Below are 26,318 nucleotides of genomic sequence, written 5' to 3'. Positions count from 1 at the left end.
TTGTGTTGTTTGTTCCGGCCTCATGGGGGGGCAAGCCGGCTCCCCCGTGACTGGTGGGAGCGGGCTTGCCCCGCGATGGCGTCCGACTATCCACCACACCTGTCACTATCGACAGATAACGCCAGCTCAGGCGCCGCCATCACCCATGGATAAACCCAATCTGCCTGCACAAAACGGATAACACTCTGCACGAAGCGGATATTGCGTAACACCCCCGCCACATAACCTGACCTGGCCTGAAACAATAACAATTGGAGACCCTGGCCATGTCCCTGGGATTCGACTACCTCAATGCCATGCTCGAGGACGACCGGGAATCGGGCGTCTACCGCTGCAAGCGGGAGATGTTCACCGACCCGCGCCTATTTGACCTGGAGATGAAACACATCTTCGAAGGCAACTGGATCTACCTGGCCCACGAAAGCCAGATCCCCGAAAAAAATGACTTCCTGTCCCTGACCATGGGCCGTCAGCCGATCTTCATTGCACGCAACAAGGACGGCGAACTCAATGCCTTCCTCAACGCCTGCAGCCACCGTGGCGCCATGCTCTGCCGGCACAAGCGCGGCAACCGGTCCAGCTACACCTGCCCATTCCATGGCTGGACCTTCAACAACAGCGGCAAGCTGCTCAAGGTCAAAGACCCAAGCAACGCCGGCTACCCCGACAGCTTCAACTGCGACGGCTCCCACGACCTGACCAAGGTCGCGCGCTTCGAGTCCTATCGTGGCTTCTTGTTCGGCAGCCTCAATGCCGAGGTCAAGCCGCTGGTCGAGCACCTGGGCGAGTCGGCCAAGATCATCGACATGATCGTCGACCAGTCGCCAGAAGGCCTGGAAGTGCTGCGTGGCTCCAGCTCCTACATCTACGAGGGCAACTGGAAGCTCACCGCCGAGAACGGCGCCGATGGCTACCACGTCAGCTCCGTGCACTGGAACTATGCCGCCACCCAGAGCCAGCGCAAACAACGCGAGAGCGGTGACGAGATCAAGACCATGAGCGCCGGCGCCTGGGCCAAGCAGGGCGGGGGCTTCTACTCGTTCGACCACGGCCATCTGCTGCTCTGGACCCGCTGGGCCAACCCTGAAGATCGCCCGGCCTATGAGCGCCGCGAGCAACTGGCGGCGGACTTCGGCCAGGCCCGCGCCGACTGGATGATCGAGAATTCGCGCAACCTGTGCCTGTACCCCAACGTCTATCTGATGGACCAGTTCAGCTCGCAGATCCGCATCGCCCGGCCGATTTCGGTGAACAAGACCGAGATCACCATCTACTGCATCGCCCCCAAGGGTGAGAGCCGCGAGGCCCGGGCCAAGCGTATCCGCCAGTACGAAGACTTCTTCAACGTCAGTGGCATGGCCACCCCGGATGACCTGGAAGAGTTCCGCTCGTGCCAGACCGGCTACGGCGGCGGCACCGGCTGGAACGACATGTCCCGCGGTGCCAAGCACTGGGTCGAGGGCGCCGACGAGGCGGCTCAGGAAATCCAGCTGCAACCGCTGCTGTCGGGGGTGCGCACCGAGGATGAAGGGCTGTTCGTGCTGCAGCACAAGTACTGGCAAGAAACCATGCTCAAGGCCCTTGAGCAGGAACCACAGCTGATTCCCGTGGAGGCCGTGCGATGAGCGATCTCTATGACAGCGTGCGCGATTTTCTCTACCGCGAGGCGCGCTACCTGGATGATGCCCAGTGGGATCAGTGGCTGGAGCTGTACGCCGCCGACGCGACCTTCTGGATGCCATCCTGGGACGACAACGACCAGCTCACCGAGGATCCGCAGAGCGAGATCTCGCTGATCTGGTACGGCAATCGCGGTGGCCTGGAAGACCGCGTGTTCCGTATCAAGACCGAGCGCTCCAGCGCCACCGTGCCGGACACACGCACCTCCCACAACATCAGCAATATCGAGATCGTCGAACGCAGCGAAGAGCAGTGCCTGGTGCGCTTCAACTGGCACACCTTGAGTTTTCGCTACAAGACCACCGACAGCTACTTTGGCAGCAGCTTCTACACCCTCGATCTGCGCGGCGAGCAGCCGCAGATTCTGGCCAAGAAAGTGGTGCTGAAGAACGACTACGTTCGCCAGGTCATCGACATCTACCACATCTGACTTCAGGTCTTGGCGAGTGCCGTTCGGGGCGCCCTCTGGCGCGCCGCGGCCAGGCTCGCCTGCGAGGTGCACCATGAGCTTCCAGATCGCACTGAATTTCGAAGACGGGGTTACCCGTTTCATCCAGGCCGATGGCCAGGAAACCGTTGCCGATGCCGCCTACCGCCAAGGCATCAACATCCCGCTGGACTGCCGCGACGGCGCCTGCGGCACCTGTAAGTGTCAAGCTGAGTCCGGCCGCTATGACCTGGGTGACAACTTCATCGAGGATGCCTTGAGCGAGGAGGAAATCGCCCAGGGTTACGTGCTCACCTGCCAGATGCGCGCCGAGTCCGATTGCGTCGTGCGCATCCCGGCTTCCTCGCAGCTGTGCAAGACCGAGCAGGCCAGTTTCGAGGCGGCCATCAGCGATGTGCGGCAGTTGTCCGAAAGCACCATCGCCTTGTCGATCAAGGGCGAGTCGCTGAGCAGCCTGGCGTTTCTGCCGGGGCAATACGTCAATCTGAAGGTGCCGGGTAGCGAGCAGAGCCGCGCCTATTCATTCAGCTCATTGCCCAAGGATGGCGAGGTCAGCTTCCTGATTCGCAACGTGCCGGGCGGGCTGATGAGCAGTTTTCTCACCAGCCTTGCCAAGACCGGCGACAGCATGACCCTGGCCGGCCCGTTGGGCAGCTTTTACCTGCGCGCGATCCACCGGCCACTGTTGCTGCTGGCCGGCGGCACGGGCCTGGCGCCGTTCACGGCGATGCTGGAGAAGATCGCCGAGGCCGGCAGCGAGCACCCGCTGCACCTGATCTACGGCGTGACCAACGACTTCGACCTGGTCGAGTTGGACCGCTTGCAGGCGTTTGCTGCGCGCATCCCCAACTTCACCTTCAGCGCCTGTGTGGCCAACCCGGACAGCCAGTATCCACACAAGGGCTACGTGACCCAGCACATCGAACCGGGCCACCTCAACCAAGGTGATGTGGACGTGTACCTGTGCGGCCCACCGCCGATGGTCGAGGCGGTCAGCCAGTACATCCGCGAGCAGGGCATTACCCCGGCCAACTTCTACTACGAGAAGTTCGCAGCAGCAGCCTGAACCTTTGTTGGGGCCGCCCGCATCGTGCGGGTGCTGGCGGCCTCTTTTTTATTACCTGAAGCACACAGTGGGTGATGGCGTGGGAGCGGGCTTGCCCGGCGATAGCGAACGGACATGCGCCGGCGATGGCCTGGCAGTTCCAATCGCCGGGCAAGCCCGCTGCCACGACCGCGCCAACAAGGAGGCAACGATGAACGCTAGATTCCAAGGCAAGGTCGCCCTGGTCACCGGCGCCGCCCAAGGCATCGGCCGTGGCGTGTGCTGGCGGCTCAAGGCCGAGGGCGCGCAGGTCATTGCAGTGGACCGTTCGGAATGGGTCCATGAGTTGGCCGGGGAGGGCATGCTGACCCTCACCGCCGACCTTGAACAACACAGCGAGTGCGCCCGGGTCATGGCCCAGGCGGTCGAGACCTTCGGCCGCCTCGACATCCTGGTCAACAACGTCGGCGGCACCATTTGGGCCAAGCCGTTCGAACACTATGAGGTCGAGCAGATCGAGGCCGAGGTCCGCCGCTCGCTGTTCCCCACCCTGTGGTGCTGCCACGCCGCGCTGCCGTACATGCTCGAACGCAACAGCGGCGCCATCGTCAACGTGTCATCGATTGCCACCCGGGGAGTCAATCGCGTGCCGTATGGCGCGGCCAAGGGTGGCGTCAACGCCCTCACCGCATGCCTGGCCTTCGAGACCGCAGGCCGGGGCATCCGGGTCAACGCCACCGCGCCTGGCGGCACCGAGGCCCCGCCGCGCCGGGTGCCGCGCAATGACGTCGAGCAGAGCGAGCAAGACAAGGCCTGGTACCAGCAGATCGTCACCCAGACCCTCGACAGCAGCCTGATGAAACGCTACGGCAGCATCGATGAGCAGGTCAGCGCGATCCTCTTCCTCGCCTCCGATGAAGCCTCCTATATCACCGGCGTAACCCTGCCGGTGGGGGGCGGCGATCTCGGCTGATTGCCTGCCCGGCAAGGTTCACCTCACACAACAAAAACAACAGAGACAGATGCCATGCGAACTATTGACGTCCACCCGATCATCGATAATGCCCGCTTCACGCCGTTTCACTGGATGGTCATGGCCTGGTGCGGCCTGCTGCTGATCTTCGACGGCTATGACCTGTTCATCTACGGCGTGGTACTGCCGGTGATCATGAAGGAGTGGGGCCTGACGCCCCTGCAAGCCGGTGCGCTGGGCAGCTATGCGCTGTTCGGCATGATGTTCGGCGCCTTGGTCTTCGGCAGCCTGGCCGACCGCATCGGACGCAAGAAGGGCATCGCCATCTGTTTCGCCTTGTTTTCCGGCGCGACCATTGTCAATGGTTTTGCCAGCAGCCCAAGCGAGTTCGGCATCTACCGCTTTATCGCCGGGCTTGGCTGCGGCGGCTTGATGCCCAATGCCGTGGCGCTGATGAATGAATACGCGCCCAAACGCCTGCGCAGCACCCTGGTGGCGATCATGTTCAGCGGCTATTCGCTGGGCGGCATGCTCTCGGCCGGGGTAGGGATCTTCTTGCTGCCGCGGTTTGGCTGGGAGTCGATGTTCTTCGCCGCTGCGCTGCCCTTGCTGCTGTTGCCGCTGATTCTCTACTACCTGCCCGAGTCGATTGGTTTTCTGGTTCGCCAGGGCCGCACCGAAGAGGCGCGCACGCTGCTCAAACGCCTGGACCCAGAGTGTGATGTGCAGGCAGATGATCAATTGCAGGCCAACGATCGCAAAGGCAAGGGCGCCTCGGTGCTGGAGCTGTTTCGCGACGGCCTGGCGGTACGCACCCTGGCCCTGTGGCTGGCGTTCTTCTGCTGCTTGCTGATGGTCTATGCGCTCAGCTCCTGGTTGCCGAAATTGATGGCCAACGCCGGCTACAGCCTGGGTTCGAGCCTATCGTTCCTGCTGGCGTTGAACTTTGGCGGCATGGCTGGGGCGATTCTCGGCGGCTGGCTGGGCGATCGTTACAACCTGGTCAAGGTCAAGGTCGCGTTCTTCATTGCGGCGGCCGTGTCGATCAGCCTGCTAGGGGTCAACAGCCCGATGCCGGTGCTGTACCTGCTGATCTTCATCGCCGGCGCCACCACCATCGGCACGCAAATCCTGCTGTATGCCGGCGCTGCGCAACTGTACGGCCTGTCGGTGCGCTCAACCGGCCTTGGCTGGGCCTCAGGCATTGGCCGCAATGGCGCCATCGTCGGCCCGCTGCTGGGCGGTGCGCTGATGGGCATCAACCTGCCGCTGCAACTTAATTTCATCGCCTTTGCCATCCCCGGCGCGATTGCCGCGCTGGCCATGGCCGTGCACCTGGCCAGCAGCCGGCGCCACGGCCTGGCCACGGCGGCCCAGGCGTGACCCTGTGACTTTAGCCAACTGGAGGCCTTGCATGACAAGCCCGACTATCGAACGGCTGGAGGCGATTATCGTCGACCTGCCGACCATCCGCCCGCACAAGCTGGCCATGCACACCATGCAGCAGCAGACCCTGGTGGTGCTGCGCCTGCGTTGCAGCGACGGCGTCGAGGGCATCGGCGAGGCCACCACCATTGGCGGCCTGGCCTACGGCTACGAAAGCCCGGAAGGGATCAAGGCCAACATCGATGCGCACCTGGCGCCAGCGTTGATCGGCCTGGCGGCGGACAACATCAATGCTGCGATGCTCAAGCTGGACAAGTTGGCCAAGGGCAACACCTTCGCCAAGTCCGGGATCGAAAGCGCACTGCTCGATGCCCAGGGCAAGCGCCTGGGCCTGGCCGTCAGTGAGCTGCTCGGCGGCCGCGTGCGCGACAGCCTGGAAGTGGCCTGGACCTTGGCCAGCGGTGATACCAGCCGTGACATCGCTGAGGCTGAGCACATGCTGGACATTCGCCGGCATCGCCTGTTCAAGCTGAAGATCGGCGCCAACCCGCTGGAGCAGGACCTCAAGCACGTGGTGGCGATCAAGCGCGAGCTGGGCGAGCGCGCCAGCGTACGCGTCGACGTCAATCAGTATTGGGACGAGTCGCAAGCCATCCGCGCCTGCCAGGTGCTGGGCGACAACGGCATTGACCTGATCGAACAGCCGATCTCGCGCATCAACCGTGGCGGGCAGATCCGCCTGAACCAACGCAGCCCGGCGCCGATCATGGCCGATGAGTCGATCGAAAGCGTCGAGGATGCCTTCAGCCTCGCCGCCGACGGCGCCGCCAGCATCTTCGCCCTGAAGATCGCCAAGAACGGCGGCCCCCGTGCCGTGCTGCGCACCGCGCAGATCGCCGAGGCGGCCGGCATCGCCCTGTACGGCGGAACCATGCTCGAAGGTGCCATCGGCACCCTGGCCTCGGCCCACGCCTTCCTCACCCTGCGCCAGCTGACCTGGGGCACCGAGCTGTTCGGCCCGCTGCTGCTGACCGAGGACATCGTCACCGAGCCGCCGCGCTACCACGACTTCCAGCTGCACGTGCCACGCAGCCCGGGCCTGGGCCTGAACCTGAATGAAGCGCGCCTGACGCGCTTTGCCCGCCGCTGAACCTGACTTGATCGAAGGAGAACTGCCCATGCTCTTCCACGTGAAGATGACCGTGAAACTGCCGCCCGATATGGCCCCGGCCAAAGCCGCCCAGCTCAAGGCCGACGAGAAGGAGCTGGCCCAGCGCCTGCAACGCGACGGCACCTGGCGCCACCTGTGGCGCATCGCCGGGCATTACGCCAACTACAGCGTGTTCGATGTGCCCAGTGTCGAGGCGTTGCACGACACGCTGATGCAGCTGCCGCTGTTCCCGTACATGGACATCGAGGTCAACGGCCTGTGTCGCCACCCCTCGTCGGTGCATGCCGACGACCGCTGATTTCCACCGACTCGCACAAGAACAACAGAGGTACGCAATCATGACCGTGAAGATTTCCCACACTGCTGATATCCAGAAGTTCTTCGAGCAGGCTGCCGGTTTTACCAATGATCAAGGCAGCCCACGCCTCAAGCGCATCATCCAGCGGGTGTTGCACGACAGCGCCAAGCTGATCGAGGACCTGCAGATCAGCGAAGACGAGTTCTGGCAGGCCGTCGACTACCTCAATCGGCTGGGCGGGCGCGGTGAAGCCGGGCTGCTGGTGGCGGGGCTGGGCCTGGAGCACTTCCTCGACCTGCTGCAGGACGCCAAGGACGCCGAGGCTGGCCTCACCGGCGGCACTCCACGGACCATTGAAGGCCCGTTGTATGTGGCCGGTGCGCCGCTTGCCGAAGGCCAGGTGCGCATGGATGACGGCAGCGAGGAGGGCGTGGCCACGGTGATGTTCCTCGAAGGCCAGGTGCTCGACCCCAACGGCCAGCCGCTGGCCGGGGCTACGGTTGACCTGTGGCATGCCAATACCCGTGGCACCTATTCGTTCTTCGATCAGAGCCAGTCCGAGTACAACCTGCGCCGACGCATCGTCACGGACGCTGAAGGGCGCTACCGCGCGCGTTCCATCGTGCCCTCCGGCTATGGCTGCGATCCGCAGGGGCCGACCCAGGAGTGCCTGGATCTGCTGGGGCGGCACGGCCAGCGTCCGGCGCATGTGCACTTCTTCATCTCGGCGCCTGGCCACCGGCACCTGACCACCCAGATCAACCTGGCCGGGGACAAGTACCTGTGGGACGACTTCGCCTATGCCACCCGTGATGGGCTGGTCGGTGAGGTCGAGTTCCGCGAGGACGGCGCACGGGGTGTGGCCGGGCGCTATGCCGAGCTCAAGTTCGACTTCCAGCTGCAAAAGGCCCCGGGCAGTGACGCCGAACAGCGCAGTGGCCGGCCGCGGGCGTTGCAGCAGGCCTAAGGGGCAATCGCGGGGCAAGCCCGCTCCCACGCCGGCCTGCTTGCAGCCAAGCCCGTTTGCGTGGGAGCAGATTGGCGTGGGAGCGGGCTTGCCCCGCGATCAAGGGCGTAGCCCTTGCCCCCTCTACAAAAACCAGAGCCGGTCACCCAGGCCGGCCGATGGCTCCCACGCCGATGTGTGGCAGCAGATTGGCGTGGGAGCGGGCTTGCCCCGCGATCAAGGGCCTAGCCCTTGCATCCCTATACAAAAACAAGAGCCAGCCACCAGGCCGGCCCGATGTCTTGCCAGAGGTCACATGAAAGACCTGTTCAAGGATTGCTCACTGTCTGCCATCGTTGCTGGCCTGATCGCGACGATGATCTCCTATGCCGGCCCGCTGGTGATCATCTTCCATGCCGCCGAGGCCGCCGACTTGACCCACGCCCAGTTGTCTTCCTGGGTCTGGGCGGTGTCCATGGGCAGCGCCGTGCTCGGTGCGCTACTCAGCCTGCGCTATCGCGTGCCCGTGGTCATCGCCTGGTCGATCCCAGGCTCGGCACTGCTGGTCACCGCCTTGCCACAGCTTGGCCTGGAGCAGGCCATCGGCGCCTACCTGCTCGCCAACCTGATCTTGCTGCTGATCGGTGTCAGTGGCGCTTTCGACCGGCTGATCGCGCGTCTGCCCGGCTCGATTGCCGCCGGCATGCAGGCCGGTATCCTGTTCAGTTTCGGCATCGAAGTATTCCGCGCCTTGCCGGTACAGCCCGCATTGGTCCTGGCGATGTTCGTCACGTACCTGCTGATGCGCCGGCTGCAACCACGCTACGCCGTGGCCGCTGTGCTGTGCGTCGGCGCCGCGGTCACGCTATTGAGCGGCCAACTGCGCAGTGAAGCGCTGGTGCTCGAGTTGGCCTCGCCGCAATTCATCACGCCGCACTTCAGCTTGGCTGCCCTGTTCAGCCTGGCGGTGCCGATGGTGCTGGTGGCCTTGACCGGGCAGTTCATGCCGGGCATGGCCGTGCTGCGTAACGCCGGCTACCCGACGCCGGCCAGCCCCCTGATCACGGCCAGCGCAGTGGGCGGGCTAGTGCTTGCCCCATTCGCGTGCCACGGGCTCAACCTGGCGGCCGTCACCGCCAGCCTGTGCACCGGCCGCGAAGCGCACGAAAACCCGCGCCGGCGCTATATCGCGGCGCTTTCGGGCAGCGCCCTGTACCTGCTGCTGGGCATTGCCGGGGCGACCCTGATGTCGTTGTTCGCCGCATTCCCCGCCGCCTTGATCGCCGCTCTGGCCGGGCTTGCCCTGTACGGCGCGATCAGCGAAGCCCTGGCGCGCAGCCTGGCCGAGCCGCAGGAGCGTGATGCTGGGCTGTTTACCTTCCTGGTAACGGCATCCGGGGTGTCGTTCCTCGGTTTGTCGGCGGCGTTCTGGGGGCTGCTGTTCGGCCTTGGCGCCCATGCGCTGCTGGCGATTGGCCGGCCACGACAACCTGGCGCGGCCCTGCGCCGTAGCCCCTGAAAGGAGCCTGTGCACGCACAACCCCGTAATTGCAGCGCTTTACCCATAACAACAAGATCATAGAGAGCTTCGCAATGAACCATACCCCTTGTGTCGCCCTGGGCATCAGCTTGCTCAGCCAACCACTGCTGGCCGCTGAAGGCGGATTTTTCGAAGACGCCAAGGCCAGCCTCAGCGCCCGCAATTACTATTTCAGCCGGGATTTCTCCGATATCGTCGGCGCCAACCCGCAATCCAAGGCCGAGGAATGGGCCCAAGGCTTTATCCTCGACTTCAAATCAGGCTACACCCCAGGCCCGGTAGGTTTTGGGGTGGACGCCTTGGGCTTGCTCGGCATCCGCCTGGACAGCAGCCCCGACCGGGTCAACACCGGCCTGTTGCCGGTGCATGGCGATGGCCGTGCGGCGGGGGAGTACAGCCGCCTGGCACCGACCTTCAAGGCCCGCGTCTCGAAAACCGAGCTGCGTGTCGGTGAATTGCAACCCAACCTGCCAGTGCTGACCTTCAGCGATATCCGCTTGCTGCCGCCGACCTACCAGGGCGTGAGCCTCAACTCTGCCGAACTCGCTGGCCTGACCTTGCAGGCAGGGCATCTGTCGTCCACTCACCTGCGCAACGAAGGCGGTGACGACAAACTCAATGCCATGCTCGGCCATGTGCCGATGCGTCAGGCCGCCAGCGACGCCTTCAACTACCTGGGCGGCGACTATGCCTTCAATGCCAACCAGACCTCCGCCAGCCTCTGGTATGGCCAGTTGCAGGACATCTACCAGCAGGGCTTCGTCGGCCTCAAGCACAACACGCCCGTGGGCGACTGGCTGCTCAGCGCCAACCTGGGTTACTTCACCGCCCGCGAGGACGGCGACGCCTTGCTCGGCCGGATCGACAACCAGGCGTTTTTCTCGCTGCTGACGGCCAAGCATGGCGGGCATAGTTTCCACGTCGGCTATCAGGGCATCTATGGCGACAGCCCATTCCCACGGGTGTTCGCCAACATCACCCCGCTGGGCAACGAGGTGCCCACCTACGAGTTCGCCTACACCGATGAACGCTCCTACCAACTGCGCTACGACTACAACTTCGCCGCCATGGGCATTCCGGGGTTGACCGCGACCGTGCGCTACATCACCGGTAACAATGTCGATACCGGCCTGGGCTATGAGGGCAAGGACCGCGAACGCGACCTGGACATTGGTTACGCGGTACAAAGCGGCGTGCTCAAGGGCCTGGGGATCCGCGTGCGCAACGCCATGGCACGGTCCAACTATCGCAGCGATATCGACGAGAATCGGCTGATCCTGGTGTACACCTGGCAGTTGTTCTGAAGTGTTCAACGCTCGGCGTGGACGCCGATTGCATTTGCACTGTCGAACAGGATGCAGGTAGGTTGCCCAAACCACCTACTTGAGATCGTTTCCTTGGACTCAATCACCCAAGCCGTGCTCGGCGCCGCGCTGCAGGGCAGCGTGCTCGGCCGCATCCAGGGCCGGCGCTCGCTGCTTTATGGCGCCGCCCTGGGCACCTTGCCTGACCTGGATGTGATCATCCGCTACGCCGACCCGGTGTCGCAGATGACCTACCACCGGGGCTTTTCCCATTCCGTGTTCGTCCTCACCGGCCTCGCACTACTGCTGGCCTGGCTGGTGAGTTGGCTTGGCCAGCGCTACTGGCCGCAAAAAGGCTATCGCTGGCCACGGTTGTTCCTGGCGTTCTGGCTGGTACTGATCACCCACCCCGTGCTCGACGCCTTCACCGTGTATGGCACCCAGCTGTTCTGGCCGCTGCATTTCACCCCCGAAAGCTGGGCGGCGGTGTTCATCATCGACCCGGTCTACACCTTGCCATTGTTGGCAGTGGTGCTGATCGCCGGGTTCAAGGGCTTGCAGGGCAGGGCAACTACACTGCTCACGGCTACGCTGCTGTTGACTACCGCCTACCTGGGCTTGGGCCTGGCCAGTCGCATGGCCGCAGAGGCGCGCTTTCAGGCTGCACTGGACCAGCAGGGCATCGCCGTAAGCGAGGTGCGTGCAGTGCCTATCGCGTTCAACAGCCTGGTCTGGCGGGTAATGGCCAAGACCGCGGACGGCCATTACTACGAAGGCGTCAGCAGCGCGTTCGATCGCCAGCCCCCGGAAATGCTCCGCCAGTCGCTCAACCTGGAAGCGGCCAAGCCCCTGCAAGGCGCCCCCTTGCACGAGCGCCTGCGCTGGTTCACCGGCGACTGGTTGCGCTATGACGTGGTTGGCGATGCGCTGGTGGTGACCGATTTGCGCATGGGTATCCCGGGCAACTACACCTTCCGCTTCCAGATGGCCCGCCGCGATGGGCACGGGCAGTGGATCGTCGGCACGCCGTCGGCGTGGTCGGGCACGGCGCCCAATTCGATGTTCAATGGGCATGACCTGGCGCTGATCTGGCGACGCATCTTCGATCAGCAGCCACCGCTGCCGCTGGCGGCCTGGACCGCCAAGTACCTGGGCCATGCCGCAGCGCCCGAGCCTGGCCGCTGAGCATGCGCTCGGCCGGGTTGGACCTGGTCAAGTGGCTGGCGATCTTGACCATGGTCGCCGACCACCTGCGTTACCTGTGGCCGCAGGCTGACGGCCTGTTCATCGTTGGCCGGCTGGCGTTTCCGTTGTTTGCACTGGCCTTGGCCATCAACGTTGGGCGCAGCCATCCGCTTGCCTGGCCGAGCGCCACAAGTGCCCGGTATCTGGGTTGGTTGCTGGTGTTCTCGGTAGTTTCCGAGGCGCCGTACCGGTGGCTGGACAACGGCTCGACGACGTTCAACGTGATCCCTACGCTGACCCTAGGCCTGCTGGTCGCCTGGGGCGTACATCACCGCCCATCGGCAGCGCGTTGGCTTGCGGCAGGCGCGGCACTGTTCGCCGCTGTATACAGCGATCAGCTGATGTATGGCCTGCCGGGCGTATTACTGCCGGCTGCGGTCGTCGTTGCCAGAAGCCGTAGGGGCGCAACCTGGCTGCTGCCGTGCGCCCTGGCAGTTGCTGGCAATCTGACCAACAGTTGGTTGCGCGAGCACCCGCTGTTGCCGATCTCCGTGCTGATCCTGAGCGTGGCCGCCTTGGCGATCCCAGCAGGGTGTTGGTTGCTGGGGCAGGATTACAGGCGTGTGCCGCGTGTCGGCCGCTGGGGTTATCTGTTCTATCCGCTGCACTTGCTACTGATAAAGGGGCTGCAGTGGCTCCTGTGAAGGTGTTATAGGCTCTGTACGAAATGTATCGGCACTCGCCCACCCTCGGGCTGCGAGGCAGCTGGCTGACCTGGTAAAACTGCCAGTATCGCTCGCTTGATAAATTGCCCACGATGCGAGTACAGGAGTGTTCAGATCTGAAGGCTCTTGCAGCATGCATTGTTATGTAATTGTTAGAAGTGATCGAGGGTGAAGAGATGAGTCGACAAGATGGCACCGTAAAATGGTTCAACGACGAAAAAGGGTTTGGCTTTATCACTCCGGCAGACGGAGGAGCGGACCTTTTTGTGCACTTCAAATCCATTAAGTCAGATGGGTTCAAGAGCTTGAAAGAAGGCCAAGCGGTCTCCTTCGTTGCTGCGAAGGGCGCAAAAGGCATGCAGGCCGAAGAGGTTGAAGCCAAGTAAGCAATACAACACTTCAACGGTCGCTTCCTCCCTACACGTGAGTGTAAGGAGGAAACCCTTAAGTATGGAGGCACTGCTATGTCTAAACATGTCCTTGCGCCTACACTTGAGACCCATCAACTCAATGAGCCAACCGGTTGCCAGCAAGAAACAATCCTGTTTCTTGAGGCTGACTTCAAACAACCCGACGCTATCATCCGTGACGGTCAGGTTGTGACCTACGAAGTGGAACGCCGAGCGGATGGGCGGCTGTATGCTACTAATATAGAAGTGCATGCAGAGCCCTCCTTTCATTAGCGATGCATGGGGTATTGAGACCATTGAAAAAAGGGCCTGAAGTGCCCTTTCTTCATCATTCATGCAGGTGTTCGATTGACGATACGCCCAAGCCCCTACAACCAATGCCACCCCCACCCAGTACGCAAGTAGCATTCGAGCCAACCCCTGGCTTGCCTATCCTGCCGCCAAGGCATTCCCCTCTCTACGGAACCGAACCATGAGCGAAGGCGTCCTCAGCGCACTTTCGCGCGCCAGCAGTGCCGCCCAGGCCGCGCGCGAGCTTGCCGAGCAGTTGCTGCATGCCGAGCTGGGCTTGGTGCTGTTCTTCTGTTCGGCCGAATACGATCTGCCGGCCTTGGCTACGGCATTGCAAAAGCAGTTCGCCGAGGTGCGCCTGGTCGGCTGCACCAGCGCTGGCGAGCTCACCCCAGAGGGCTACGGGCGTGGCTGCATTACCGCGCTGGGTTTTGATCGGCGCTATTTCTCCATCGCCGCCGGCCTGGTGGAAGCCATGCCCGGTTTCAGCCTGCTGGACGCCCAGGCAATGGTGGCGCGCTTGGTCGATGAGTGCCGAGGCAACAGCCTGGCGCCGATCAAGGGGCATAGTTTTGCCCTGACCCTGTTCGATGGCCTTTCCAGCCGCGAAGAGGTGGTGCTCGCCGCCCTGGCCGCAGCGTTGGGTGATATCCCGCAATTTGGCGGTTCGGCGGGCGATGACAATCATCTGAGCCGTACCCATGTGTATTTCGACGGCGCCTTTCACAGCGGCGCGGCGGTGTTGCTGCTGGTCAATACCTGGCTTGAGTTCGAGGTGTTCAGTACCGATCACATCCAACCTCGCCAGGAGAAGCTGGTGGTCACCCGTGCCGATCGCCAGTTACGCCGGGTGTACGAACTCAACGCCGAGCCCGCCGCCCAGGAGTACGCGCAGCTGATCGGTGTGGCGCAAGCGGCGCTCGATCATCGCGTGTTCGCTGCCCACCCGCTGGCGATGCGGATCAACCACAAGCACTACGTGCGCGCCATCCAGCAGGTGCATGACGACGGTAGCCTGAGTTTCTACTGTGCGGTGGAGAATGGCATCGTCCTCACCGCCATGCGCCCGGGCCCGTTGCTGGCCAACTTGCAGGCGTTGTTTGCCGGGCTGCGGCAACGTCTTGGCCCGTTGCTGCTGACCATTGGTTGCGACTGCGTGCTGCGCCGCCTGGAGCTGGAAGGCGAGGGCGGTGTGGCCGAGGTTGGGGCGTTCTTGCGGGAGCAGCAGGTGCTGGGTTTCAACACCTATGGGGAACAGTTCAATGGCATGCACATCAACCAGACCTTCACCGGCGTTGCCATCGGACGGCCCCGCGAGCCTCTTGCCAGCTGAGCAGATCGCCCAGCTACACAAGGACAACGCCAAGCTCAGGCGGATCAACGCCGCGCTGATCGAGCGCCTCGAATCCGGCGCGGCGCGGCCCGATGATGCCTTTGCCGCCTTTCAGCACTCAGTGGTGTTGGCCGAACAGGTGCGCGAGCGCACCGATGCGCTCAATCATGCGCTGCATGAACTCAAGGCCAGCCACCTGTTGCTCAGCGAGGCTCACCAGCGCGCCGAAACCGCGCATCAGCGCCTGGTGGACGCTATCGAGAGCATCTCAGATGCCTTTGTGCTGTTCGATCCAGACTTGCGCGTGGTGTTGTTCAATCGCCGCTTCAAGGCCCTATGGGCCAATAGCCGGCTACGGGTGGCCAGCGGTATGCACCTGGTGGAGGTCAAACGCCTGATGCACAGCCTGTTGCGCGAGGAGCCGCGGGCAAGCATCGACGAGCAACCGCTGTATCGGCTGCGCAATGAGCGCTGGCTGCAGGTCAGCGAGCGGCCCACCCGCGATGGCGGGCGGGTGATGCTGTTCACCGATGTCACGCGGGTCAAGCTGCGCGAGAATCACCGCCGCGAGCAGGCCCTGGCGCACAAGTCGTACCTGCTCCAGCGCGCCGTGGACAACCTGTCGCAAGGCTTGGCCATGGTCAATGCCGAAGGCGTGCTGGAGTTGTGGAACCGCAGGTTTCTGGAGGTCAGCGGCTTGGCGCCGATTGCCAGCCACCGGCACTTTTGCGATGTGATTGCCGACAGTGAACTGGCCCTGCTGACGCCGGCCAGCCGCGATGACCATGGCCAGCCGATACATGAGCTGGAGCAGCGCCTGTTCGATGGGCGCATGCTGGAAATCCGCACCCATCCGTTGCCCACTGGCGGCTTCGTCAATACCTTCACCGATATCACCGAGCGCTATGCCCATGCCGAAGCGCTGCACCAGGCCTATCAGCACCTGGAGCTGCGGGTGCATGAGCGCACAGCCGAGCTGACCTGCCTCAACCAGCAACTGCTGCGCGAAATCGACCAGCGCCGGCGCATGGAAGCCAACCTGCGTGAAGCCAAGGCCGAGGCCGAGCAGGCCAACCTGTCCAAGACCAAGTTTCTCGCGGCGGTCAGCCACGACCTGCTGCAGCCGTTGAACGCTGCGCGCCTGTTCACCAGCGCCTTGCTTGAGCAACCGGGCGTGGGGCCGTTGGTGCACAACGTCAGCAATGCGCTCGATGGCGTGGAGAACCTGTTGGGCACGTTGGTGGATATCTCCAAGCTCGATGCCGGGGTGATCCGCGCCGATGTCGCCAGCTTCGCCCTGAGCGATTTGCTCGATAACCTGGCCGCCGAATACGCCACGGTGGCGGCCAGCGAAGGCCTGCGCCTGGCCTATGTACCCAGCCGTTTGCGGGTGCGCAGCGATGTCCAGTTGCTGGCGAGGATCTTGCGCAACTTGCTCAGCAATGCCATCCGCTATACGCCCAAAGGGCGGATCTTGTTGGGCTGCCGTCGGCGTGGGCGCAAGGTATCGATCGAGGTGTGGGATACCGGAATCGGCATTGCCGCCGACAAATGCGGCGAGGTGTTCCAGGAATTCAAGCGTGGCGAGGCCCAGCGCCCCGATCAGGACCGTGGCTTGGGTTTGGGCTTGGCCATCGTCGACAAGATTGCCGGCATCCTTGGCCACCCGGTGCAGTTACGCTCGCAACCCGGCAAGGGCTCGGTGTTCTCGATCGAGGTGCCGTGCTGCCGGCGCGTGCCGCGCCAGGCGCACACGCTGGTGGGGCACATGCCCATTTTGCAGTCGTTGCAGGGGGTCCGTATCTGGGTGCTGGATAATGATGCGGCCATTTGCGAGGGGATGCGCAGCCTGTTGCAGCAGTGGGGCTGCAGGGTGACCACGGCGTTGAGCGAGGAGGACTTGGCCCGGCAGGTGAATGTCGCGCGGGCGCGGGTGGAGCTGTTGATCGCCGATTATCACCTGGATCATGAGCGTACCGGGATCGAGGCGGTAGCTGCGATCAATGCGCGGCGCGATCGGTCGATTGCGGTGCTGATGATTACCGCCAACTACAGCAATGAGCTCAAGCAGCAGGTGCGTGAGCTAGGCCATACCTTGATGCACAAGCCGGTCAGGCCGATGAAGCTTAAAACGGCTATCTGTCATCTGTTGGGTGGGCAGGTATAAAGCCGGGACCGCTGCGCGTGCCATTGCAGCGGTCCCCGAGCAGCTACCGGGCAATCCGCCCACTGACGTAATGCGCCACATCATTGAACCCCGGCGTTGAGGCATGCCCCGGCGTCACCAACGTATCGATGAAGGCTTCGTCCTCTGCCGTAACCTTGACCTGCAGCGCCCCGGCATAGGTATCCCACTGGGCCTCTGTGCGTGGGCCGACGATAGCCGAGCTGACCAGCTGGTTGTTCAGTACCCAGGCAATGGCGAACTCGACCATCCCCACGCCCTTGGCCTCGGTGTAGGCCTGGATCTTGCGGGCAATGCTCAACGATTCCTGGCGCCATTCGGTTTCCATGATGCGCTTGTCCTGGCGCCCGGCGCGGCTGCCGGCATCGGGCTGAGCACCGGGAGCGTACTTGCCACTGAGCACGCCTCGGGCCAGCGGGCTGAACGGCACCACGCCCAGGCCATGGAAAGCCGCAGCCGCCAACTGCTCAGGCTCGGCCTGGCGATTGACGATGTTGTACAGCGGCTGGCTCACCACCGGCTTGGCCACGCCCAGGCGCTCGGCCACGTTGCAGATTTGCGCGATGCGCCAACCGCGGAAGTTGGAAACGCCCCAATAGCGGATCTTGCCCTGCGCCAGCAGTTCGCCAATCGCCCGGACAGTCTCCTCAAGAGGCGTCCTGTGGTCTTCGCGGTGCAAGTAGTAGATGTCCAGATAGTCAGTGCCCATCCGCGTCAGGGTCGCTTCGATGGCATTGAACAGGTGCTTGCGCGACAGCCCGCTGCGGTTGGGCAGACCTTCTGCCGGGCCGAAGCCCGCCTTGGAGGCAACGATCCAGTCCTGGCGGTGACGTGCCACCGCCTCACCGACGATCTCCTCCGAGCGCCCACCGTTGTAGACGTCGGCGGTGTCGATGAAGTTGATGCCTTGGTCCCAGGCCTTGTCGATGATGCGCAGCGAATCTTCGGTGCTGGTCTGCTCGCCGAACATCATGCTGCCCAGGGTAAGGGCGGAAACCTGCAGGCCGCTGCGGCCGAGAGGGCGGTAGATCATGCGCTGGATCCTTTTCCGGTCATCAGGGTGATCGGATTGTTTTACACACATCCCGCAGGCTTTGAAAGGGTGCTGGGCTTGACGCTTCAACTGTGGCCAAGGGCATGACACACCTGTGTCAGGTCTGCGCCAGGTGCGTCAGCGATGGCTCAGTGTGGTCGCGGGCGATCTGCTCAAGGTTCACACACAGACCGCTCTGGCGCGGCGTTTCAGGGCAATCGCGCAACGCTGGCACAGGCGTTGCTCCTGCTGTTGTCGACAGCCCTGAGCTTTCGCCAATAACAAGAAACGGAGATCCGCCGATGACCCGATCAGGCCCGCACCGCCGGCCCCTGCCCACTGCCTTGATGACCACCGCAGGCTGCGCCTTGTTCGCCCTGGCCTGCCTGAACCCGGCCTTTGCCGCCCAGGTCGACGGCCAGCGCATCATCGATGCCGACAAGGAGCCCGGCAACTGGATGAGCCACGGCCGCACCTACGATGAGCAGCGCTACAGCCCGCTGAAGAACATCACCGATGCCAACGTCAACCAACTGGGCCTGGCCTGGAGCTACAAGCTCGACCTCGATCGTGGGGTGGAAGCCACGCCCATTGTGGTCGATGGGGTGATGTACACCACTGGCCCGTTCTCGGTGGTCTACGCCTTGGATGCACGCAACGGCAAGCTGTTGTGGAAGTACGACCCTCAATCGGACCGCCACCGCGCCGGCGAAGCCTGCTGCGATGCGGTCAACCGCGGCGTGGCGGTGTGGCAGGGCAAGGTCTATGTCGGCGTGCTGGACGGGCGCCTGGAAGCGATCGATGCCAAGACCGGCAAGCGCGTCTGGTCGGTCGACACGCGCAACGACGACAAGCGCAGCTACACCATCACCGGCGCCCCGCGGGTGGTCAACGGCAAGGTGGTGATCGGCAACGGTGGCGCCGAGTTCGGCGTGCGTGGCTATGTCACCGCCTATGACGCCGAGACCGGCAAGCAGGCCTGGCGCTTCTTCACCGTGCCGGGCGACCCCAAGTTGCCGCCGGAAGACAAGGCCATGGAGATTGCCAGCAAAACCTGGCACGGCGATGCCTTCGTCGAACAGGGCGGCGGCGGTACCGCCTGGGATTCGTTTGCCTATGACCCGGAGCTGAACCTGTTGTACATCGGCGTTGGCAATGGCTCGACCTGGGATCCGAAATGGCGCAGCCAGGCCAAGGGCGACAACCTGTTCTTGTCTTCGATCGTGGCGATCAACGCCGATACCGGCGAATACGCCTGGCACTACCAGACCACCCCCGGCGACGCCTGGGACTTCACCGCCACCCAGCACATGATCCTCGCCGAGCTGCCGATCAACGGCCAACAGCGCAAGGTACTGATGCAGGCCCCGAAAAACGGCTTCTTCTACGTGCTCGACCGGGCCACCGGTGAGCTGTTATCGGCCAAGAACATCGTGCCGGTGAACTGGGCCAAGGGCATCGACATGAAAACCGGCCGGCCAATCTTCGATGACCAGGCCGCCGCCTACTGGAAAGACGGCAAACGCAAGCTGGTGACGCCAGCGTTCTGGGGGGCGCATGACTGGCACCCGATGTCCTACAACCCCAACACTGGGCTGGTGTACATCCCGGCGCACATCATGTCGGCCTACTACGAGCACATCCCCGAGGCGCCCAAGCGCAACCCGTTCAAGAGCGTGTATCAGCTCGGCCTGCGTACCGGGATGATGCCTGAAGGCCCGGATGGCCTGCTGGACATGGCCAAGACCTGGTCGGGCAAGCTGATCGCCTGGGACCCGGTCAAGCAAGCGCCGGCCTGGGAAGTGCCCTACATCACCATCTTCAACGGCGGCACCCTGAGCACTGCCGGCAACCTGGTGTTCGAGGGCAGCGCCGATGGGCGGGTGATTGCCTATGCCGCCGACAGTGGCAAGAAACTCTGGGAATCGCCCGCTGCCAGCGGGGTGATGGCCGCACCCATCACCTATTCGGTGGACGGCGAACAGTACGTGACCTTCATGGCCGGCTGGGGCGGAGCGTTCTCGACCTTCGCCGGCGCGCTGTCGCTGCGTGCCGGGGTGCAGCCGTTCTCCCAGGTGTTGACCTACAAGATTGGTGGCAACGCGGTGCTGCGCGAACCACCACCCCCGGCCGACGCGCCTGAGCCGCCCGCGCTTAGCGCCGATGAGCAGACCGTGGCGGCCGGCGCTGCGCTGTATGACGGTAACTGCTCGCAGTGCCACGGCATTCACGCAGTGAGCGGCGGGGTATTGCCGGACTTGCGCAAGCTGACGCCGGAAAAACACCAGATGTTCCTCGGCATTCTCTATGGCGGCCGGGTGCCCGATGGCATGCCGTCGTTCGCCGATGCGCTCAAACCTGAGCAGGTGGAGCAGGTGCATCAATACCTGATCAAGCGCGCCCATGACCTCAAAGGCGAAGGCACTGCCTGGCAGCGCTTCAGCGCCAAGCCAAGCGCCGCTACGCCGCTGGCTGACAACAATCCCAAGGAGTGAGACGACCATGCACGACGCGATCTATCAGAACTACATCGACAACGCCTTTGTCGCCAGTGAGCAACTGATCGAGGTGTTCAACCCGGCCAATGGCCAGTTACTGGCCAGGGTGCCCGAATCTTCCAACGAGCAGGTCGAGCGGGCAATTGCCGCCGCTCGCCAGGCGCAAAAGGGTTGGGCGGCCAAGCCTGCAATCGAGCGCGCAGGCTACCTGCGCCAGATCGCCAGCAAGGTGCGCGCCAATGCCGAGCGCTTGGCCCGCACAATCACCCAGGAGCAGGGCAAGGTTGCCGGCTTGGCCATGGTAGAGGTGAACTTCACCGCCGATTACCTGGATTACATGGCCGAATGGGCGCGCCGCCTGGAAGGTGAGGTACTGACCAGCGACCGCGTCAACGAACACATCTTCCTGCTGCGCAAGCCCTTGGGCGTGGTGGCCGGGATCCTGCCCTGGAATTTTCCCTTCTTCCTTATCGCGCGCAAGATGGCGCCGGCCTTGCTGACCGGCAACACCATCGTCATCAAGCCGAGCGAGGAGACGCCGATCAACTGCTATGAATTCGCCAAGCTGGTCGCTGAAACTGACTTGCCGGCTGGGGTGTTCAACGTGGTCGGCGGCAGCGGTGCCAGTGTCGGCCAGGGTTTGAGCAGCCATGCCGGTATCGACCTGGTCAGCTTCACCGGTAGCGTGGCTACGGGTGCGCGGATCATGGCGGCGGCAGCGCCGAACATCACCAAGCTCAACCTTGAGCTCGGCGGCAAGGCACCGGCCATCGTCCTGGCTGACGCCGACCTTGACCTGGCAGTGCGCGCCATCGTTGCCTCACGGGTGATCAATACCGGCCAGGTATGCAACTGCGCCGAGCGCGTGTATGTGCAGCGCGGGGTGGCCGATGCGTTCATCGACAAAGTCGCCCATGCCATGGCTGCCACCCGCTATGGCGACCCATCCAAGGACAGTGATCTGGACATGGGCCCACTGGTCAACCAGGCCGGCCTGGACAAGGTCGCGCAGATGGTGCGTACCGCCGTTGGCCAGGGCGCTCAATTGGTAACGGGCGGGCAGGTGGCGGACCTGGGGGCGGGTTTCCACTATCAGCCGACGGTGCTGGCCGGGTGCGCGACGGACATGGAGATCATGCGCAAAGAGATTTTTGGCCCGGTGTTGCCGATCCAGGTAATCGACGACCTTGACCAGGCCATCGCACTGGCCAACGACAGCGAGTACGGACTGACCTCGTCGATCTATACCCGCGACCTCAATGCAGCGCTCAAGGCCAGCCGCGAGCTTGATTTTGGCGAGACCTATATCAATCGGGAGAACTTCGAGGCCATGCAGGGCTTCCACGCCGGTACGCGCAAATCGGGGATCGGTGGGGCGGATGGCAAGCATGGCTTGTATGAATACACCCGTACCCAAGTGGTCTATATCCAAGGCTGATCCTACTGGCCTCTTCGCGGGCAAGCCCGCTCCCACAGGCACAGCGCCAGCCGTAAGGTTTGTACTGACCCTGTGGGAGCGGGCTTGCCCGCGAAGAGGCCGGCCCGGTCAATCGACCAGATTCGGCGGTACGATCCCGTAGCGTTTCACTGGCGATAAAGCGTCGAGCACCATTGGTAATATTCGCGCTGCCCCTGTGGGAGCGGGCTTGCCCGCGAAGAGGCCGGCCCGGTCAATCGACCAGGTTCGGCGGTACGATCCCGTAGCGTTTCATCTTGCGATAAAGGGTCGAGCGGGAAATACCCGCCGCCTCGGCCGCCGAACTGATATTCCACCGCTCGTTACGCAGAACACCCAGCAGATGCCTGGCTTCGGCATCCCCGACCTGGTCGCCGAGGCGCAGCCCCAGGGCAGGCGTTACCCGCGCAGCTGGCGGGGTGAACAGCTCTTCTGGCAAGCAATCGCACTCGATTAGCCCATCCTCGGCCAAAGCCAGCGCATAGCGCAGGGTATTGAGCAACTGGCGTACGTTACCCGGCCAAGCATATCCCTCAAGACACTGCCGAGCTTCGTCACTGAGACGAACCCTGGCGCCTCCCGGCAAGCGCGCCAACACCCGTTCGATCAACTGCCCACGATCGCTGCGCTCGCGCAGCGCCGGCAAGCACACGCGCATCCCGCACAAGCGATAGTACAGATCCTCGCGAAAACGCTTCTCGCCAATCATTGCGCTGAGGTCCTGGTGCGTTGCAGACACCACCTGGATATCCAAGGCAACAGCCGTCTCGGCGCCCAACGGCTGCAATTCGCGCTCGGCCAGCACCCGCAGCAGGCGGGTCTGCAAGTGGGCGGGCATGTCGCCAATCTCATCGAGGAACAACGTGCCGCCATTGGCCAGTTCCAGTTTGCCCTTCATGCCTTTGCGATTGGCGCCGGTGAAGCTGCCGCTGCGATAGCCAAACAGCTCGCTCTCGATCAACGATTCGGGGATCGCCGCGCAGTTGAGGGCGACGAAAGGCCCGGCGTGACGCTGACTGGCCTGGTGGATAGCGCGGGCGAAGGCTTCTTTGCCGGTACCCGTTTCGCCGGTGATGAGGATGCAGATGTCTTTGTCCAGCACCTTGCGCAGGCGGCACACGCCTTGTTGCAGCTGGGCATCGCCACCGGCCAGTTGCTCAAGGTCCGGATGGCTTGGCACTGCAGCGGGCCGACTGGGTTTTGCCTGCTGGCCGTAGCCTGCCGGCACCCGCAGGCCCACTTCGATGATGTGCTCACTGTTCGGCGCGCGCAGCTGGGTGCCGCGTGCGCCACCGCGAGTGAGATCCAGCAGCTCATCGATGGTGGCCGGCAACAGCTGCTCGATGCGCTGGCCGAGCAACTGGCCGGGCTGGGCGAGAAACGCTGCGCGATTGGCGCCGATCACCCGGCCGCCTTCGTCCAGCGCGAGCAACTGCTCGTTGGCAAGGTCAGTAATGTCGTCATGCGCTTTGAGCGCCAGGGTCAGGCGGTCGCGGTAGCACTGGCGAAAATGGGTGTTTTCGATCAGCCGCGCATACAGCATCACCAGGTGCAGGGTCAGGTGCTGGGCTTGCTTGGGGCCTTCGTTGTGCAGGCAAGTGGCGTTCAGGCAGCCGAGCAACTGGTTCTGCGCATCGAAAATCGGTGAGACCGAGCAACTGAGCCGGGCATTGGCCGCCAGAAAGTGCTCTTGGCGGTGGATGGTCAGTGCCTGCTCCGAGGCCAACGCAGTGCCAATGCCGTTGGTGCCAGCGATCGACTCGTCCCAGCGTGCCCCGACGATCAACCCGGCGCGGGTATAGCGTTGCGGGTCCTGGGGCAGGCGGGCGTCGAGGGTGATGCCATCGGCATCGCTGAGCAGTACCGCGAAACCGGCGTCGACCACGCGCCGGGCCAGGCCGTTGACACCTTGGCCGGCGATGCTCAGGTAAGCCTGGTGCTGGGCTTGGTGCTGGCGGATCTCGGCGGCGCTGAGGATATTGTCGACATGGCGCAGGCTAGGGTCGAGGCGGTGCTGGTTGATACTGCGGTACCAGGACTCGGCAATCAGCGCCTCGGGCGCCAGGCCGCGTTCGGCGAAATGGCAGTCGATAAAGGCGGCCAGTTCACTGGCGCGGGTGTCAGCGGTGTGCGCGGGCATGGGCGCTCCCCTGTTATGTCGTTGTCTGGGGGCCGGTTCGAGTGCCGGTCAGAGGGAAACCATAGCGGGTTGCACAAGGGAATGCATGCTCTGATTTGCGGGCCAGTTGTCATGCAAGGGGCTGCATGAGATGTCCATGCGTCAAGGCCAGTCGAGGCGAAACGGGGCGAGGAACGCCCCGAGCCCCGTTTCAACGCAGCATGAGCGGCTGCGGTTACTTCAGCCTGCCTCCACCGTTGCAGACGTGCTACTGCAGGCCCCTCGAGAACTTAGCGACCCACGGGGCAAGCGCCCGATTGTCGACAGGACGCTCGGTGAAATCGCCTTTTCTCACTCGCTCTGCCAGATCACCGAATAGAAGTGGAAGCCAGGCGACGAGCCTCTCATCAGCGCCGACGACTTCAAAGTCCCAGGTTTTTTGAGCGTGCTGCATCATCGCAATGCCTCGGGCGGCGATTTGCAGTACGGTCCACTGCTCGCAGTGTTGGGCAACCTGGATCTCTGAATAGCATCCGCTTTTATAGTGGTCACGCTTACCTTGAGCGTTTTTCGTAGAGGGGTAGGCGGCATTGGACACTGATGCGTTTCTCGGACGAGACAGCAGCACCAGGTTGCCCAAGGAATGAGTAATGGCATTGCGCGTGGCTTGGGCGGTGCGGCCGTCCAGTGCGATAGCACTGTGCCATAGCTTAACGGGCGTTTGCGGATAGATATGCTCTACCGATTCGTCCCAGGCGAATTTCTCCCAAGGCATGCGCTTTTGCGGGCGCCCTCGGTCGCCGCAGAGGAAATCCTCCCAGGCGTAGAGGATAAATTTGCCCAGCGGCCAGCTATAGAAGCCTTTCTTCTTGCGCAGCCGGTCGGCAATCGTGGTCTGGACCCTGGTCGGATCGAAGTGTCCCGGCCATGCAAAGCGCGGATCGAAGTAGAACTGGTCCTCATCGTCGTCTTCCGCATAGAGACCGATGTTGCGGTTGTAGATGATGGATTTGAGGTAGTCATGGGCAAATGTGACGGCCACCGTACCCGCTGCGCCTGCAAGTAAATCTGGACGATCCGGATACATTGGTTGTCCTGGGTTGGCTAATGCATACGCACAACGATTCAGGTCACTTTGGCCAATGCTTGAGCTGCGGTTGTTAGCCATGACCACAAGGATGCTGAACCGCTCGACCTGCTTGACCAAGTCTACAAACGGGCGCCACCAGGTGGCGTCGATATTAGGGTTTTGCAGCAGGCCATCATGCGCCAGCGCGAGTCCAACCAGTGCCCACAACAATAGCGGTTTAGCCGAAGCATTGGCCGTCTTCTGCAGCGCTAGAAGCGGCTGGACAACACTCGGCGCGAGCCGCTCAGGTTCATGCAGGAGCAACCAGCAGGCGGCGGCCACCTCCAGGTTACGTACGTAGGCAATGATGTCCTTTGGCGTGCACTCACCATGAATCGAGAATTCACTCTCGAACAATTGCGCGGTCAGCCATTCGGCACGCCGCTCGTGACGGAACCAACCCATCGCGTGAGCCCGCAGGAACTCATCGTCGTCGAGCAAGTGGGTGCCAGCCCCCAGTGAGTAGTACACCTGCTTCCAGCAGCGATGGACCTCTGCGATAGCGGCATCTCCAGCCTTTTTAGCCGGCGCATTGGAAGCGAGATAAATCAGGCGGTTTTTCAGCTTCTCAAGGGTGGAGAGCGGCTTGCCTCGATTATTGATCGTCTCGAAAGCCACATGCACATCGAAATCAGGTTGAATCTGCAAAACGAACAACTTGAACCGCTCCAGCAGCACCATCGCCAGGTCCAGGCGCTCATCGACACTCAGTTCTTCTGCCTGCTCAACAAAAAAACCGTGGGCCGCAGCGATGTTGCGTGCGTAATAAGACGTATGTTGTTTCAGGCTGGTGCTCAGGTGTGTTTGCCTGAGAGCGTAGAAGTTGAAGTAGGTTTGCAAGGGTTCGTTGTGGCGAAATGTGATGCACGGTCCATCGGTATCGAGCGCGTCGAGCATCAGCGCGATTGAGGTCATGCGCTGTTGGCCATCAACTAGATCGACCTTGCCATTACTGCCCGACTGTGGGGAAATGATGATCGTCCCACAGTAGTGCTGCGCCGCCCGGTCCATTCGAGAAAGATTGACCGCATCATCCCATAGCGCTTGCCACTGCTCCTGCCCCCAGGCATATCCACGCTGGAATTCTGGAACCTCGAATGTATAGAGGTTACAAGCCTGTTGGACGGTGAGCAGGTTGGCACTGCTGAAACCCATCTGATTAC

General features: G+C 62.9%; 21 protein-coding genes. 18 read left to right on the top strand and 3 right to left on the bottom strand.

Translation table 11 applies throughout. The features are described from left to right. Positions 1–266: 266 nt before the first annotated feature. From benA to AAZU54_RS09520, 16 genes are all read left to right on the top strand, one after another. Positions 267–1,625, top strand: coding sequence for a benzoate 1,2-dioxygenase large subunit (gene benA, locus AAZU54_RS09595; protein ID WP_405129472.1), 1,359 nt, complete (start codon positions 267–269; stop codon positions 1,623–1,625). Further along, positions 1,622–2,110, top strand: a complete 489-nt coding sequence (gene benB, locus AAZU54_RS09590; protein ID WP_186554376.1) for a benzoate 1,2-dioxygenase small subunit — start codon at positions 1,622–1,624, stop codon at positions 2,108–2,110. Before benA ends, benB begins: the two co-directional genes overlap by 4 nt. A 73-nt stretch (positions 2,111–2,183) precedes the next feature. Beyond that, entirely contained in the window at positions 2,184–3,194 is a 1,011-nt protein-coding gene (benC, locus tag AAZU54_RS09585) for a benzoate 1,2-dioxygenase electron transfer component BenC (protein WP_434727072.1), read from the top strand. A gap of 190 nt (positions 3,195–3,384) precedes the next feature. Continuing rightward, complete coding sequence (locus tag AAZU54_RS09580; protein ID WP_434727071.1) at positions 3,385–4,146, top strand: 1,6-dihydroxycyclohexa-2,4-diene-1-carboxylate dehydrogenase; 762 nt, start codon at positions 3,385–3,387, stop codon at positions 4,144–4,146. A gap of 54 nt (positions 4,147–4,200) precedes the next feature. Next, positions 4,201–5,529, top strand: coding sequence for an MFS transporter (locus tag AAZU54_RS09575; protein WP_434727070.1), 1,329 nt, complete (start codon positions 4,201–4,203; stop codon positions 5,527–5,529). Positions 5,530–5,560: 31 nt separating this feature from the next. Further along, entirely contained in the window at positions 5,561–6,682 is a 1,122-nt protein-coding gene (locus tag AAZU54_RS09570; protein ID WP_434727069.1) for a muconate cycloisomerase family protein, read from the top strand. Between the two features lie 28 nt (positions 6,683–6,710). Beyond that, on the top strand, positions 6,711–7,001 hold the full coding sequence (gene catC, locus AAZU54_RS09565; RefSeq protein WP_186554381.1) for a muconolactone Delta-isomerase: 291 nt from the start codon (positions 6,711–6,713) through the stop codon (positions 6,999–7,001). Positions 7,002–7,041: 40 nt separating this feature from the next. Further along, complete coding sequence (gene catA / locus AAZU54_RS09560) at positions 7,042–7,968, top strand: catechol 1,2-dioxygenase (RefSeq protein WP_434727068.1); 927 nt, start codon at positions 7,042–7,044, stop codon at positions 7,966–7,968. A gap of 295 nt (positions 7,969–8,263) precedes the next feature. Next, the gene (locus tag AAZU54_RS09555) at positions 8,264–9,466 is read left to right on the top strand and encodes a benzoate/H(+) symporter BenE family transporter (protein ID WP_434727067.1); all 1,203 of its coding nucleotides are present in this window, start codon (positions 8,264–8,266) and stop codon (positions 9,464–9,466) included. A 74-nt stretch (positions 9,467–9,540) separates the two neighbouring features. Continuing rightward, positions 9,541–10,791 (top strand): OprD family porin, encoded by a 1,251-nt coding sequence (locus tag AAZU54_RS09550; RefSeq protein ID WP_186554384.1) that lies wholly within the window; start codon positions 9,541–9,543, stop codon positions 10,789–10,791. A gap of 93 nt (positions 10,792–10,884) precedes the next feature. Then, the gene (locus tag AAZU54_RS09545) at positions 10,885–11,976 is read left to right on the top strand and encodes a metal-dependent hydrolase (protein WP_186554385.1); all 1,092 of its coding nucleotides are present in this window, start codon (positions 10,885–10,887) and stop codon (positions 11,974–11,976) included. 2 nt (positions 11,977–11,978) lie between these two features. Next, positions 11,979–12,680, top strand: a complete 702-nt coding sequence (locus AAZU54_RS09540) for a TraX family protein (protein ID WP_405129467.1) — start codon at positions 11,979–11,981, stop codon at positions 12,678–12,680. Between the two features lie 197 nt (positions 12,681–12,877). After that, entirely contained in the window at positions 12,878–13,087 is a 210-nt protein-coding gene (locus AAZU54_RS09535) for a cold-shock protein (RefSeq protein WP_312155395.1), read from the top strand. Positions 13,088–13,165: 78 nt separating this feature from the next. After that, positions 13,166–13,384, top strand: coding sequence for a hypothetical protein (locus AAZU54_RS09530; RefSeq protein ID WP_312155391.1), 219 nt, complete (start codon positions 13,166–13,168; stop codon positions 13,382–13,384). Positions 13,385–13,583: 199 nt separating this feature from the next. Further along, on the top strand, positions 13,584–14,735 hold the full coding sequence (gene nosP / locus AAZU54_RS09525; protein WP_312155389.1) for a nitric oxide-sensing protein NosP: 1,152 nt from the start codon (positions 13,584–13,586) through the stop codon (positions 14,733–14,735). Then, the gene (locus AAZU54_RS09520) at positions 14,665–16,902 is read left to right on the top strand and encodes a PAS domain-containing hybrid sensor histidine kinase/response regulator (protein ID WP_434727066.1); all 2,238 of its coding nucleotides are present in this window, start codon (positions 14,665–14,667) and stop codon (positions 16,900–16,902) included. Before nosP ends, AAZU54_RS09520 begins: the two co-directional genes overlap by 71 nt. Positions 16,903–16,945: 43 nt before the next feature. Here AAZU54_RS09520 and AAZU54_RS09515 read toward each other — a convergent pair whose 3' ends face one another. After that, positions 16,946–17,953: an aldo/keto reductase gene (locus tag AAZU54_RS09515; protein WP_186554389.1), complete on the bottom strand. Its 1,008-nt coding sequence runs from the start codon at positions 17,951–17,953 to the stop codon at positions 16,946–16,948. A gap of 302 nt (positions 17,954–18,255) precedes the next feature. Between AAZU54_RS09515 and AAZU54_RS09510 the strand changes: the two genes are divergently transcribed. Continuing rightward, complete coding sequence (locus AAZU54_RS09510) at positions 18,256–20,448, top strand: PQQ-dependent dehydrogenase, methanol/ethanol family (RefSeq protein WP_434727065.1); 2,193 nt, start codon at positions 18,256–18,258, stop codon at positions 20,446–20,448. A 7-nt stretch (positions 20,449–20,455) separates the two neighbouring features. Next, complete coding sequence (gene aldA / locus AAZU54_RS09505) at positions 20,456–21,889, top strand: aldehyde dehydrogenase (RefSeq protein ID WP_434727064.1); 1,434 nt, start codon at positions 20,456–20,458, stop codon at positions 21,887–21,889. 232 nt (positions 21,890–22,121) lie between these two features. On the opposite strand, the gene AAZU54_RS09500 is transcribed toward aldA, so the two are convergent. Together AAZU54_RS09500 and AAZU54_RS09495 are read right to left on the bottom strand one after the other, a co-directional pair. Continuing rightward, positions 22,122–24,047: a sigma-54-dependent Fis family transcriptional regulator gene (locus AAZU54_RS09500; RefSeq protein ID WP_434727063.1), complete on the bottom strand. Its 1,926-nt coding sequence runs from the start codon at positions 24,045–24,047 to the stop codon at positions 22,122–22,124. Between the two features lie 247 nt (positions 24,048–24,294). Beyond that, the gene (locus AAZU54_RS09495; RefSeq protein ID WP_434727062.1) at positions 24,295–26,310 is read right to left on the bottom strand and encodes a DUF262 domain-containing protein; all 2,016 of its coding nucleotides are present in this window, start codon (positions 26,308–26,310) and stop codon (positions 24,295–24,297) included. Positions 26,311–26,318 lie beyond the last annotated feature (8 nt).

It is taken from the genome of Pseudomonas sp. Je.1.5.c (assembly GCF_051129895.1).
GTDB classification, from domain to species: Bacteria; Pseudomonadota; Gammaproteobacteria; order Pseudomonadales; family Pseudomonadaceae; genus Aquipseudomonas; species Aquipseudomonas urmiensis.
This window is presented reverse-complemented; position numbering and strand designations above follow the sequence as displayed.

Excerpts from the sequence above, each read along its gene's own strand:
- AAZU54_RS09555 (WP_434727067.1), top strand. The coding sequence starts at position 8,264 with ATGAAAGACCTGTTCAAGGATTGCTCACTGTCTGCCATCGTTGCTGGC.
- catA (WP_434727068.1), top strand. The coding sequence starts at position 7,042 with ATGACCGTGAAGATTTCCCACACTGCTGATATCCAGAAGTTCTTCGAG.
- benC (WP_434727072.1), top strand. The coding sequence starts at position 2,184 with ATGAGCTTCCAGATCGCACTGAATTTCGAAGACGGGGTTACCCGTTTC.
- AAZU54_RS09495 (WP_434727062.1), bottom strand. The coding sequence starts at position 26,310 with ATGGGTTTCAGCAGTGCCAACCTGCTCACCGTCCAACAGGCTTGTAAC.
- AAZU54_RS09520 (WP_434727066.1), top strand. The coding sequence starts at position 14,665 with ATGGCATGCACATCAACCAGACCTTCACCGGCGTTGCCATCGGACGGC.
- aldA (WP_434727064.1), top strand. The coding sequence starts at position 20,456 with ATGCACGACGCGATCTATCAGAACTACATCGACAACGCCTTTGTCGCC.
- AAZU54_RS09580 (WP_434727071.1), top strand. The coding sequence starts at position 3,385 with ATGAACGCTAGATTCCAAGGCAAGGTCGCCCTGGTCACCGGCGCCGCC.
- AAZU54_RS09575 (WP_434727070.1), top strand. The coding sequence starts at position 4,201 with ATGCGAACTATTGACGTCCACCCGATCATCGATAATGCCCGCTTCACG.
- benA (WP_405129472.1), top strand. The coding sequence starts at position 267 with ATGTCCCTGGGATTCGACTACCTCAATGCCATGCTCGAGGACGACCGG.
- nosP (WP_312155389.1), top strand. The coding sequence starts at position 13,584 with ATGAGCGAAGGCGTCCTCAGCGCACTTTCGCGCGCCAGCAGTGCCGCC.
- AAZU54_RS09535 (WP_312155395.1), top strand. The coding sequence starts at position 12,878 with ATGAGTCGACAAGATGGCACCGTAAAATGGTTCAACGACGAAAAAGGG.
- AAZU54_RS09500 (WP_434727063.1), bottom strand. The coding sequence starts at position 24,047 with ATGCCCGCGCACACCGCTGACACCCGCGCCAGTGAACTGGCCGCCTTT.
- benB (WP_186554376.1), top strand. The coding sequence starts at position 1,622 with ATGAGCGATCTCTATGACAGCGTGCGCGATTTTCTCTACCGCGAGGCG.
- AAZU54_RS09550 (WP_186554384.1), top strand. The coding sequence starts at position 9,541 with ATGAACCATACCCCTTGTGTCGCCCTGGGCATCAGCTTGCTCAGCCAA.
- catC (WP_186554381.1), top strand. The coding sequence starts at position 6,711 with ATGCTCTTCCACGTGAAGATGACCGTGAAACTGCCGCCCGATATGGCC.
- AAZU54_RS09570 (WP_434727069.1), top strand. The coding sequence starts at position 5,561 with ATGACAAGCCCGACTATCGAACGGCTGGAGGCGATTATCGTCGACCTG.
- AAZU54_RS09510 (WP_434727065.1), top strand. The coding sequence starts at position 18,256 with ATGACCCGATCAGGCCCGCACCGCCGGCCCCTGCCCACTGCCTTGATG.
- AAZU54_RS09515 (WP_186554389.1), bottom strand. The coding sequence starts at position 17,953 with ATGATCTACCGCCCTCTCGGCCGCAGCGGCCTGCAGGTTTCCGCCCTT.
- AAZU54_RS09540 (WP_405129467.1), top strand. The coding sequence starts at position 11,979 with ATGCGCTCGGCCGGGTTGGACCTGGTCAAGTGGCTGGCGATCTTGACC.
- AAZU54_RS09530 (WP_312155391.1), top strand. The coding sequence starts at position 13,166 with ATGTCTAAACATGTCCTTGCGCCTACACTTGAGACCCATCAACTCAAT.